The organism is Clostridium sp. K13 (assembly GCF_019734195.1).
Lineage (GTDB): Bacteria > Bacillota > Clostridia > Clostridiales > Clostridiaceae > Clostridium.
The window spans coordinates 42,213-54,720 of the sequence record NZ_JAASHM010000014.1 but is presented as its reverse complement, the minus strand read 5'-3'; the positions used below and the strand labels follow the sequence as shown (position 1 = coordinate 54,720).

At 29.3% G+C, this 12,508-nt stretch carries 10 protein-coding genes; all 10 read right to left on the bottom strand.

The genetic code is table 11. From position 1 onward, the window contains the following. Positions 1–147: 147 nt before the first annotated feature. Positions 148–1,512: an MATE family efflux transporter gene (locus tag HCG76_RS09750; protein WP_221700147.1), complete on the bottom strand. Its 1,365-nt coding sequence runs from the start codon at positions 1,510–1,512 to the stop codon at positions 148–150. Between the two features lie 127 nt (positions 1,513–1,639). After that, complete coding sequence (gene treR / locus HCG76_RS09745; RefSeq protein WP_221700146.1) at positions 1,640–2,350, bottom strand: trehalose operon repressor; 711 nt, start codon at positions 2,348–2,350, stop codon at positions 1,640–1,642. Positions 2,351–2,386: 36 nt separating this feature from the next. Next, a complete protein-coding gene (gene treC, locus HCG76_RS09740) occupies positions 2,387–4,048 on the bottom strand; it encodes an alpha,alpha-phosphotrehalase (RefSeq protein WP_221700145.1) in 1,662 nt (553 codons plus the stop codon). Between the two features lie 88 nt (positions 4,049–4,136). After that, positions 4,137–5,543 carry a PTS system trehalose-specific EIIBC component gene (treP, locus tag HCG76_RS09735; RefSeq protein ID WP_221700144.1) on the bottom strand — a complete coding sequence of 469 codons (1,407 nt, stop codon included), beginning with the start codon at positions 5,541–5,543 and terminating at the stop codon, positions 4,137–4,139. A gap of 325 nt (positions 5,544–5,868) precedes the next feature. After that, positions 5,869–6,213 carry a PqqD family peptide modification chaperone gene (locus HCG76_RS09730; RefSeq protein WP_221700143.1) on the bottom strand — a complete coding sequence of 115 codons (345 nt, stop codon included), beginning with the start codon at positions 6,211–6,213 and terminating at the stop codon, positions 5,869–5,871. Continuing rightward, positions 6,203–8,128, bottom strand: coding sequence for an OPT family oligopeptide transporter (locus HCG76_RS09725; RefSeq protein WP_221700142.1), 1,926 nt, complete (start codon positions 8,126–8,128; stop codon positions 6,203–6,205). The genes HCG76_RS09730 and HCG76_RS09725 overlap by 11 nt, the downstream gene beginning before the upstream one ends. A 122-nt stretch (positions 8,129–8,250) precedes the next feature. After that, positions 8,251–9,690, bottom strand: a complete 1,440-nt coding sequence (locus HCG76_RS09720) for an FAD-dependent oxidoreductase (protein ID WP_221700141.1) — start codon at positions 9,688–9,690, stop codon at positions 8,251–8,253. 152 nt (positions 9,691–9,842) lie between these two features. Beyond that, complete coding sequence (gene eutM / locus HCG76_RS09715) at positions 9,843–10,130, bottom strand: ethanolamine utilization microcompartment protein EutM (RefSeq protein ID WP_195986540.1); 288 nt, start codon at positions 10,128–10,130, stop codon at positions 9,843–9,845. Between the two features lie 59 nt (positions 10,131–10,189). Continuing rightward, on the bottom strand, positions 10,190–10,846 hold the full coding sequence (locus HCG76_RS09710; protein ID WP_221700140.1) for a phosphate propanoyltransferase: 657 nt from the start codon (positions 10,844–10,846) through the stop codon (positions 10,190–10,192). Between the two features lie 53 nt (positions 10,847–10,899). Then, positions 10,900–12,498 carry an acetaldehyde dehydrogenase (acetylating) gene (locus HCG76_RS09705; protein ID WP_221700139.1) on the bottom strand — a complete coding sequence of 533 codons (1,599 nt, stop codon included), beginning with the start codon at positions 12,496–12,498 and terminating at the stop codon, positions 10,900–10,902. Positions 12,499–12,508 lie beyond the last annotated feature (10 nt).

Genomic DNA, 12,508 nt, shown 5'->3' with positions numbered 1-12,508 from the left:
AAACGCAAAAAAGCTAATCTATATATTAATATATAGATTAGCTAATGCCCCGAAGGTTACATGCAGCAATAAACATAATTTATAATATTTTACAATTAATATTATAATATCAATATTATGTATCGTAAAGGTTTTTATGTTTTATTTTTATGCAATATTAAAAGCCTTATTATGTTTAAACTTTTTAATATAAGGATTATTATAAAATGAATATATAAGTTGAGCTGTCATAAAGCACCAAATAATTGGCTCACATAGAATTACACCTAAATAATTCATTCTTGGAATAACTAATATAACAAATATAATTTTTCCAACAAATTCTATAATACTAGATATAAGCGGAAGTATTTTTTTGCCTAATCCCTGCAGTGAATACCTTAAATTAAGTAATATTCCTAAAACACCATAAAAAGGTGAATTTATTCTTAAATACCTTGCTCCATTATTAATCACTATAGCTTCACTTGAACCTGATAGAATTTTAACTAATAATGGTGCTATAAAAAATAAAACAACTGTAATAACAATTCCCCAACTAATAGCAAGTAAATTAGAATAATATATTGATTTTCTAATTCTCTCACCCTGATTTGCCCCCTTATTTTGAGAAACAAATGTCGACACTGATTGAGACATTGCCACAATTGGCATCATACAGAAGCTATTTAACTTTCTTGCTGCAGTATGTCCAGCTATAGTTAAATACCCTAATCCATTTATTGCAGTTTGTAATATAACAGTACCACTAGATACAATAGCCATCATAAGTCCCATAGAAAGTCCTTGCCCTAATAACTCTTTATATAATTCTTTTCCTACATTAAAATGCCTCTTATCAGGAATAAGGATTTTAGTTTTTAAGTAAATATAAATTACACATAATATAACAGAAATTCCCTGTGCTATAATTGTTGCAACTGCAGCTCCTTTAATTCCCATATTAAACTTTGTAATAAATAGTATATCTAAAACTATATTTAACAAGGATGATATTATAAGAAATATTAGAGGCATGAAACTATTGCCTATAGCTCTTAACAATCCTGCACATAAGTTATATGCAAACATAACCCCAACAAATAAGGTAATCATTGATATATAAGAATATGATTCTTCTATTATATTTACTGGTGTATTTAACATTCGTAATAATGGCATTAAAAGAACTTTTGATATAACCATAATTATTATAGTAATAAAAATTCCTATAATAATTGAACCTGCAACAGACTTTCTTAATAACTTTGTATCGTCAGCTCCATAACTTCTTGCAACAACAATACTAAGACCATTTCCTATTCCTAAAGCAAAGCCTACTAGTAAATCATATACAGCTGTACTAGCACCTATTGCTGCTAAGGATGTATCACCTAAATAATTTCCAACAATCATTATATCTACTGTATTATATAATTGTTGAAACAAATTAGAAATAAGCAATGGTATTGCAAAAACTATTAACGATTTTAAAATATTTCCTTTTAATAAATTTACCTTTGTATTTATCATCTAACATACCCCTATAGAATTTTTTTCCACTTATAAGTATACAACTTAAATCTTACTAAAAGTCAATATATAAATAAAAAACAGATGAAATTAAATATTATTTTTAATTTCATCTGTAATACAAACTTTAATGCCTTCTTGCAAAATCTACAAATACAAATTTATCTGGTCTATGTCTTGATTCAGTATATTGAAATAAACTTGTATCATCTAAATATGTATAACTTCTTACTACTACTATCATTTCAAAGCCTTTCATATCTAAATACTTTTTATCTTCTTCCGTTGCATTTTGTACTGTTATTTCTTTTTTTGCATATGCAATTTTTAATCCTAATATATTTTCTATATATTCATATAAAGAATCCTTACATACATCATATGTAATATTATCAACAAACTTTTTCAGTATATAATCTTTATCTAATATTACTTTTTCTCCATCAAAAGACCTTGTTCTAACAATTTTCCAAACTTTATCATCCTCAGTTATTTCTAATCCTCTTGCTATATTTTTTTCTGGAGATATGCAATCTAAAAATTCAACGAAAGTTTCTATATTGCCACCATACTTCTGCGAAAGTTCCTTAAAGCTAACTACTCCTGATACAGGAAAATTAAACTTATTTATATCTAAAACAAAAGATCCTTTACCTTTAGTTTTTTGTATATATCCATTTTGCTCTAGCATATTTAATGATTTTCTAACAGTATCTCTTGATACATTATATTGATCCATTAATTCTTTTTCTGAAGGCAATTTATCATTAGTTTGATACTCTTTGCTCTCTATTTTATTTACTATAATGTTATATATATTTAAATATTTTTTATCCATTCTATATCACCATAGTAATTCTATCATATAAGTATACTATTCCTCAATATAATAAACTACTGATTCATATGGTCTAAGAGTTATTTCCTCATTCAATTTATTTTCATTAGAATAGTTCGATATTAATACCTTATAATTATTATTTTTCATTAATTTAGATGAAATATCTACCTTTACATCTTCTCCATAAAAATTATTTAATACTATTAAAGTCTTATTTTCATACTTTCTAGTATATCCAAGGACTTTATTATTATCTTCTAATATCATATTAAAAGAACCTTTTGAAATAACATCATATTCTTTTCTTAATGCTATCAATTTTTTATAATAATAGAATATAGATTCTTTATCCTTAAGTGCATTTTCTGCATTTATATCTTTATAAGACTTACCTACTGGTATCCATGGAGTACCAGTTGTAAATCCAGCATTTTCACTATTATTCCATTGAATCGGAGTTCTTGAATTATCTCTAGATTTAGCTTTTAATATCTCTAAAATTCTATCTTCAGACTCTTCTTGTTCTTTTAAAATATTATAATAATTTATTGATTCAATATCTCTATACTCATTTATACTATTAAAGTAAGGATTAGTCATACCAAACTCTTCACCTTGATAAATATACGGTGTTCCTCTCATCATATGAATGGTAGTGGCTAACATCTTTGCACTTTCATTAGGATATTTTTTATCATCCCCAAATCTAGATAAAGCCCTTGGCTGGTCATGATTGCACCAAAATACTGCACTCCATCCATTTCCTTTTTCCATGCCTTCTTGCCAATCTCTAAATATATTTTTAAGCATCATAAAATCAAAATCCATCAAAGTCCATTTATCACCATTCTCATAGTCAACTTTTAAATGATGGAAGTTAAACACCATTGAAAGCTCTTTTTCTTCTGGATTTGAATACTTAATACAATTATCTATTGATGTAGATGACATTTCACCAACTGTCACTACATCTTTATATTTACCAAAGGTATTTTTATTAAGTTCCTTTAAATACGTATGAATATTAGGACCATCAGTATAAAATCTTCTACCATCACCTATATTATCATCTTCAAAGTTTTCTGGTTTTGATATAAGGTTTATAACGTCTAATCTAAATCCCTTTACTCCCTTGTCTAACCAAAAATTAGCTACCTTAAATATTTCGTTTCTTACTTCTTCATTATCCCAATTTAAATCACCTTGAGTTACATCAAATAAATGTAAATAATATTCATTAAATTCTTCTACATACTTCCATGCTGATCCACCAAACTTAGAAATCCAATTTGTTGGCTCTTTTCCATCTTTACCTTCTTTAAAAATGTAGAAATCTTTATATTTTTTCTCTCCATTTAATGCATTTTTAAACCATTGATGTTCTGTTGAAGTATGATTAAATACCATATCTAACATTATATCTATGTTTCTTTTTTTAGCTTCCTCTACAAGCTCCTCAAAGTCATTCATATCACCAAATCGGGGATCTATATTATAATAATCTGCAATATCATAACCATTATCATTTTGTGGAGAAGTGTAAAATGGTGTCATCCATATGTAATCAATACCTAATTCTTTTAAATAATCTAATTTTTCTATTATCCCTCTTAAATCTCCAATACCATCTCCATTTGAATCATTAAATGATTTAGGATATATTTGATAAACTACACTTTCTTTAAAATCTTTCATTTTATTTATCTCCTTTTTCTTAACAAGAAAGGACAATATGATAAGCAACTTAAAATTACTTATCTATATCATCCATTTCAATCTATTTTTAGCCTAATTTCTTTTTACCTACTACAACTGTTAATACAAATGGTACAACTATTGCTACTACCATTGCTACAGCAAACATTAGCATGTGCTGTGGTTGAATTGAAAGGATTCCAGGAATACCTCCAATACCTATCGCATTTGCCATAACTCCACTTGCAACAGAGATAACTGCTGCTATACCTGAACCTATCATTCCACAAATAAATGGGAATCCATATTTTAAGTTAACACCAAATAATGCCGGTTCAGTTACACCTAAGTATGCTGAAATACATGCTGGTATTGAAACTTGTTTTTCTTCTTCATTTTTTCTTTGTAAATATATCATTGCAAGAACTGCTGACCCTTGAGCTATATTAGATAAAGCTATCATTGGCCATAGTAATGTTCCACCTACTTGTGCCATTAATTGAAGATCTATTGCATTTGTCATATGATGTAATCCAGTAATAACTAGTGGTGCATATATAAATCCAAATACACCTGCAAATAACCAACTAAATGATGATGTTAACCCTGAATAAACTATAGTTGAAATCCATGATCCTATAGTCCAACCAATTGGACCCAATACTGTATGTGCAATAAGTACAGCTGGTGCTAATGCAAAGAATGGAACTGTAATCATTGATATTGATGCTGGTGAAATTTTTCTAAAGAATCTTTCTAAATATACAAGTACAAATCCTGCAAGTATCGCTGGAATAACTTGTGCTTGATATCCAATCATATTAACTTGTGCAAATCCAAAGTCCCATACTGGAGCTACTGTTCCACCTGAAACTGCATAAGCATTTAAAAGCTGTGGTGATACTAAAGTAATACCTAATACTATACCTAGTATTTGAGTTGTTCCCATCTTCTTAGTTATTGCCCATGTAATTCCTACAGGTAAGAAGTGGAATATAGCTTCCCCTATTAACCATAAGAAACTATGTGTTCCTGCCCAAAACTGTGATATTTCAATTAAACTCTTTGTTCCATCTTCAAAGAACTTAACATCTCCAATTATATTTCTAAATCCTAATATTAAACCTCCAACAATAATTGCTGGTATAAGTGGTGAAAAGATTTCTGCTAAGTTTGCCATCAATCTTTGTATAAAGGACATATTTGATTTTGCTGCATCTTTTGCATCTTCTTTACTCGTTCCTTCTACTCCAGACACCTTTACAAAATCGTTATAAAAATCTGTTACTGTATTCCCTATAATTACTTGGAATTGTCCAGCTTGAATAAATGTACCTTTTACAGACTTTATTTTTTCAATCTCTTCTTTATTTGCTTTAGCTGTATCTTTTAATACAAATCTCATACGTGTTACACAGTGTGTAACTGCAGCAATATTTTCTCTTCCTCCTACACATTCAAGCAATCTTTTTGATTCATCAATATACTTTCCCATCGCTTTTCCTCCTTATTCAAAACTTGTACGTACATCTTATGTTATGCTTTAATAATAACTTGTACGTATATGTTTGTCAACAAATTTCTGAAATAGTTTTCACAGTTGATTTTATCCTTTCCTATTTATTGAAAAAAAATCTACTTTGGAAGTAAGGTACTCTCTTACTTCCAAAGTAGATTTATACTAATAAATATATCTAATCCTATCTCAATTTTCCCATTGATATCTGTATGCCCTATAGCATTTTTTATTATATTGCTTAAAGCTTCCTCTATCCATTTCCTATCATGATACAAAAACACTTCTTTATCAGATTTAAAATCTAATCTATTTTTTCAATATATTCACAATTTATATATATATGATTTAAGAAAATTAATAATCTTTCATACAATGGATTTACTTTCTCTCCATACTTTTTCTCTAAATTATCACCAATTTCTTTAACAGTTTTATCACCATCTATTTGTAAAAATACTTCACTACTAATTTCATCAAAATCTATTTCTTTATATAGTGGTATTTTAAATTTTAACTTTCTAAAAAATCTTTGTATTTTATGATCTTGTTTTTCAAGAATTGTTACTATTCTATTCTCATCAACTTTATATTCAATATTATCACAAACCTTAAATTTTAAATTTAGAACTTCCTCATTACTCTCCATTATTTTTCACCTTTGACATCATAATTGGAATTGTTGTTGCTATAACTAAAATAATTAATAATATTATTCCCATCACATTGCTATCAGCAAAGCCAGATGGAGTTCTTGGCTTTATAATTCCTGTTACTTGCAATATAATTCCTAATAATCCTATAATTGATCCTCCAGCAACAAGCCCTGAAGAAAGACTAATTCCATTTGCAACTTTAACTTCTTTCTCTTCTTCACTTTTACTCATTTTTTCAATAAACACACGTATTAATGCTCCAACTAAAATAATAGTTGTTGTTGCTATAGGTAAGTAAAAACCTATTGCTATTGTCATTATTGGTAAATCTAATAAAAATAAGAATAATGCCATAACAACGCCTACTATAATCATTGGCCAAGGTAAATTTCCTGACATAATTCCAGAAGTTAACGTAGACATTAAATTTGCTTGTGGAAGAGCAAATGGTGCATCTGCTCCAGTTATTCTTAATTGGCTAGAAAGTACTAATATAGTTCCTGTAGTAACAAGTACTCCTATTATACTTGCTATTGCAAAGTAATTTTGCATTTCTTTTTTACTTCCACCAATTACGTATGTTACCTTTTGTGATTGGCTATATCCCCCTGCTACTGATATTGCTACAACCATAAATGCCGCAAATAAAAGCAATGATTTATTATCAGCTTGACCTTTCCATCCCATTATTACAAATACTAATGTTAAAATTACTAATGATGCAATTGTCATTCCTGAAACTGGAAGGTTAGAAGTTCCTATTGTTCCTGTTAAACGTCCTGCAACAATTACAAACAATAAAGATAATATTAATGAAACAATTGCTGATACTATAGCCATTAATATACTTTGAGAAATAAAGAATCCTGCTACGAATGCTATTATAACACCAGCTAAAAGTATTATCATTTCACCTGAACTTTTTTCTCCATTACCTTCATTACTTGATTTTGCTTTCAATGTTTCCTTTATTGAAACAATTATTGTTGGTATAAGCCTTAAAGCTCCAATTACACCACCACAAAGCATCATTCCTGCTCCTATATATTTAACATAACTTCCTGTTATGGCATTTACATCCATTTGATGAATAAGTAATGTTGTATCATTCCAAGATTTTGCACTTTTTTCTACCATATCAGTAAAATAACCTATTAATGGTGCAATACCAAAATTAGATAATATTGAGCCTGCAAGCATAGTTAAAGATACTTCTAATCCAACTATAAAACCTATTCCTAATAATAATGGATTTACTTCTATAGAAAACTTCCATTTGTAAAACTTACTTCCTATATAAGTTACAGTATTATTTATTAAATTTAAAAAAGATCCAGTTAAAACATTTATAATACCACTTATTCCAAATCCAATTCCCATAAATTTAATGGCATCTCCTCCACCCTCTGAAGCAACTAATGTTTCAGATATTGCCATTGATTCTGGATACATAAGTTTTCCATGCTCTTCAACTATTAAATAATTATAAACTAAAGATAAAGCTCCTATTCCAAATAAGGCTCCACCTACTCCTACACTTATTCCTTCCAAAAAAGTAAAATTACTTCCTATTAAAATTATTGCTGGTAAAACATAAATCATACCGCTAGCGATAGATTCGCCTCCACTTGACATACCTTGTGTTATGTTTTTCCCTAGGATACCTTTGCCTTTAGCAAATACTCCTATAAACATTGACCCTATTATTGCACCTGGTATCCCTGCTGCTACTGTTAAACCTGATTTCATTCCGGAATAAGCAGTAGATGCTGCAAATATAGTTGCTAATATTATTCCAATTATCATTACAGCAATATTAGTTCCCTTTTTAGATTTATCAGTTATATATGGAACATAGTCTTTTCCATGCACGCCACCATAAGCTTCCTTAGGCAATTTATTCTTCATAATATAATCTCCTTCCTTTGTTTACTACTGCAATATTGTTAGTATATGCATTTTATTAAATTACATAATTGGAGATTATATTTTTTTATTATAAATATTTCTATGATTGCTTATTATAGATATTAACTTTCTATAATATCTTTAACAGAAGGACTGTCTATCAATTTTCCCTTGTAATTAAATCTTGAACCATGACATGGACAATCCCATGTTAACTCATCTGCATTCCAATGAAGTTCACAACCTAAATGTGGACATTTCGTTGATACAATAAATTCTTTTCCTTCTTCATTTTTATATACTCCAACCTTTTGTCCTTTGTACTCAACAACCCCTGCATGCCCATTTTTAATATGCCCTATCTCACTACTTGGAATATATATTTTTTGTGCAATAAAATTCTTAGTTGTTGTAGCTAAATCTTTAGCTATATTACTAATTGATAATGATAAATCAAACCTTTTGGGAGAAAATATATCAGAAAAATCATTTTCTTTTCCTAATATTAAATCCGATATTATCATAGCTGATACCATAGCACTAGTCATTCCCCATTTATTGAAACCTGTAGCCACATATATATTAGGTGTACTCTCTGAATACTTTCCTATATAAGGTATACCATCAATAGTCATACAATCTTGTGCTGACCAATGATACTTTTCTCTTGCTTTTGGATATATCTCTTTTGCAACTTCTCTTAATTTATCATAACTTCCTCCAGACTCATTTTCGCCAGTTCTTTGACTTACTCCTCCTAATAGTAGTAACCCCTTATAATTTCTAAATGAATAACCTTGTTTTTCATAATCTATATACATTCCTTCAATATTATCTGCATTTTCTAAAGCTATAACATAAGATCTTTCTTGATGCATTTTCATAAAATAATATCCTGGTGCATTCATTATTGGATAATGAGTAGCTATCACTATATGATTGGCAACTATCTTTCCCCTATTAGTGGTTACTAAATTGTCTTCTATTTTTATTGCTCTAGTATTTTCATATATAACTAATTCCTTTGAAATATCTTCTATAAACTTTAGTGGATTAAATTGACCTTGATTATTAAACTTAACAGCACCTTTAATATCTAATGGAATATTAATATTCTCTACAAACTCTGCTTCTATGCCTAAATTTTTAGCTGCATCTACTTCTTTCTTAATTAATTCTGTATCATTTAAAGAATAAATGTAGGCTGGAACCTCTTCAAAATCACATTTTATTTTTCTTTCTTCAATAATTTCTTTATACATTTTTATAGCTAATTCATTTGCCTTAGCATATTGCCTAGCTTTTTCTTCTCCAAACTCTTCTATTAATTTATAATAAATTAAGTCGTGCTGTGATGTTATCTTAGCAGTAGTATTTCTTGTGTTTCCACTAGCAATTTCACCTTTATCAATTACTACTACTTCTCTGCCACTTTTCTTCAACAAATATCCTACTAATATTCCAGCTATTCCTGCTCCGATAATTAAAATATCAGTTTTTACATCACCATTTAATTCATCTCTTCTATTAAATTTGCAATTTTCGCTCCATATTGATTTCATATATATCACCTCCCTTATATTTTTTTCTATTTAAAGTTTATATATACAAATTATTCTAATAAATTTCTTCATAAAATTAAAAATGATACTCTAAACTGAATAAAATTCAATTTAGAGTACCATTTTTTAATATCTATTCTAAATAAAAACTACTATTTTACTTCTTTTGCAGTTGGTAAAATAACTTCAACCTCTGAGTGTGGTCTTGGAATAACATGTACAGAAATTAATTCTCCAACTCTTTGTGCAGCAGCAGCTCCAGCATCTGTGGCAGCTTTAACAGCTCCAACATCTCCTCTAACCATTACAGTTACAAGTCCACCTCCAACATATTCTTTTCCTATTAAATAAACATTAGCAGCCTTAACCATTGCGTCTGCAGCCTCTATTGATCCTATTAACCCTTTTGTTTCAATCATTCCTAAAGCATCGTATTTCATATTAAAATCCTCCTAAAAATTTTTATTTTTTATATTAATTTATTATTTTATGGCATTTATTAAATAGATTTAACAATTTTAATTTTTGTTTTTGGGGTAATTCCCATTGAATTTGCTTCTTCTACATCTAAGTGACATTCAAGAGTGAATAAATCATTAGTTCTAATACTTACATTATTTAAGATTCCACCTCTTAAACCTTCAACTCTAATTTCTACAAGATCACCATCACTTACGCCAAAATGCTCAGCATGTTTAGATGTCATATGGATATGTCTTTGAGCAACAATTACTCCCTCCTCTAATTGAACACTTCCTTTAGGTCCAATTAAAGTTACCCCTGGAGTTTCCTTTAAATCTCCAGATAATTTCACACAAGGTGAAACCCCTGTCTTTCTACAATCTCCAAGTGATAATTCAACTTGAGACTTACTTCTTATAGGTCCCAAAACTCTTACTTTTTCAAGAGCTCCCTTTGGTCCACATATTGTTATGGTTTCTTTACATGCATATTGTCCCTTTTGTGAAAGATCTTTTATTTTTGTTAGCTCATATCCTTCACCAAAAAGAATATCAACATGCTTTCTTGAAAGATGTATATGCCTATTTGAAATTCCTACTGGTATTTCATAAGATTCTTTAACCACTTTTTCCTTCTCTTCGTTTTCCTTAACGGCCTTAAGTAAAAGTTTTAATACTTCTTGTAAATTATCCATGTCTATTTTCCCTTTTCATAGTATATATATTTCAATTAAACAACTTACACACTCTATTTTTTCATAGCTGCTATAATTTGACTTACTAAATCTACTACTTCTTTATTATCTAACTCATCTGTATTTACTTCAGATTTAACTTCGCAATTTGAGGTTGATTTCTTTTGAATCTCAGCTGGACTTAAATCTAAAATAGATTTTAAACATTCCTCTACCTTTTTGCTTATACCTTTTTCATTATCTGTATTGCACTTTTCAGTAACCTTATTTCCAACAGCACAATCAGCTTTAACAATTTTATCGCAATCTATTAATCCATAAGCAACCTTCTTTATGTTTAAAAGATGCATTGGAGTAACATTTTCAGATACTGAACTTCCACCCCAAGTTCCACATCCTAAAGTAAATGAAGGCATAAGTCCTGTTGAAGCTCCTGTTCCTCCAAAAGATCCACCTGTATTAACTAATATTCTTGATGCTGGCTTTTTAGCAAACTTTTTAACTATTTCAACATCTTCTGTATGAATACTCATTGTATGACCTATTCCATTTTGAAGAAGTTCAATACTTAATTCACAAGCCTCTTGCCAATCATTAACAACATAGAACCCAAGAACTGTTGTAAGTTTCTCATATGAAAGTGGATATTTTGGTCCAACTCCACCCTGTCTTCCTATAAGCACCTTAGTTCCTGCAGGAACATAAAATCCTGCTGCTTCTGCAATTACTTCTGCTGCTCTTCCAACAAATGCAGCATTCATAGCATGTCCTTGTTTAAATAGAAGCTTACAAACTTTATCTGTTTCCTCTTCTGTCATAAAGTATCCACCATTATTCTTTAATTCCTCTATAACTTCTTTTTCATTACAGTGTTCACAAATAATTGATTGTTCAGAAGCACATATTGTACCATTATCAAATGTTTTACTTGCTATAATATTTCTTATAGCTTTTTTAACATCAGCAGTTCTTTCTATATAAGCTGGTGAATTTCCAGCTCCAACTCCAAGTGCTGGTTTTCCTGAGCTATAAGCAGCTTTAACCATTCCTGGTCCTCCAGTTGCAATAATCAATGAAACTTCTTGAGATTTCATCAATTCATTTGTAGCTCCTATTGAAGTTAATTCAACACAAGTTATTATATCTTCTGGTGCACCTGCTTCTACAGCTGCATCGTGCATTAACTTTGCAGCTGTAGATGTACATTTTACTGCTGATGGATGTGGTGAAAATACTATTGCATTTCTTGATTTTATTGCAATTATTGATTTGAATATTGCAGTTGATGTTGGATTAGTTGATGGAACTATCCCCATTACTAAACCTACTGGCTCTGCTATTGATATTAATTTTTTTTCCTTATCTTCATTAATAACATCTATAGTTTTCATGTTTTTTATTTCTTCATATAAGACTGTAGATGCTAAATTATTTTTAACAGTTTTATCACAAACTTTTCCAAATCCAGTTTCCTCTACTGCCATTTCAGCAAGACAAACTTCATGCTCACTTGCAACCTTAACCATATTTCTTATAATTTTATCAATTTGTTCTTCTGTGAAATTAGCAATTTTATTAGCTGCCACTTTTCCACGCCTTGCTAAATTTCTCGCTTGTTGTATTGATTGTAAGTCCTTATCAAAATTTTCCATTAATAACTCT

What these genes read in the sequence shown, in the direction of transcription:
- treR (WP_221700146.1), bottom strand. Translation starts at nt 2,350, where the DNA reads ATGGATAAAAAATATTTAAATATATATAACATTATAGTAAATAAAATA.
- HCG76_RS09705 (WP_221700139.1), bottom strand. Translation starts at nt 12,498, where the DNA reads ATGGAAAATTTTGATAAGGACTTACAATCAATACAACAAGCGAGAAAT.
- HCG76_RS09730 (WP_221700143.1), bottom strand. Translation starts at nt 6,213, where the DNA reads ATGGAGAGTAATGAGGAAGTTCTAAATTTAAAATTTAAGGTTTGTGAT.
- eutM (WP_195986540.1), bottom strand. Translation starts at nt 10,130, where the DNA reads ATGAAATACGATGCTTTAGGAATGATTGAAACAAAAGGGTTAATAGGA.
- treP (WP_221700144.1), bottom strand. Translation starts at nt 5,543, where the DNA reads ATGGGAAAGTATATTGATGAATCAAAAAGATTGCTTGAATGTGTAGGA.
- HCG76_RS09725 (WP_221700142.1), bottom strand. Translation starts at nt 8,128, where the DNA reads ATGAAGAATAAATTGCCTAAGGAAGCTTATGGTGGCGTGCATGGAAAA.
- HCG76_RS09710 (WP_221700140.1), bottom strand. Translation starts at nt 10,846, where the DNA reads ATGGATAATTTACAAGAAGTATTAAAACTTTTACTTAAGGCCGTTAAG.
- treC (WP_221700145.1), bottom strand. Translation starts at nt 4,048, where the DNA reads ATGAAAGATTTTAAAGAAAGTGTAGTTTATCAAATATATCCTAAATCA.
- HCG76_RS09720 (WP_221700141.1), bottom strand. Translation starts at nt 9,690, where the DNA reads ATGAAATCAATATGGAGCGAAAATTGCAAATTTAATAGAAGAGATGAA.
- HCG76_RS09750 (WP_221700147.1), bottom strand. Translation starts at nt 1,512, where the DNA reads ATGATAAATACAAAGGTAAATTTATTAAAAGGAAATATTTTAAAATCG.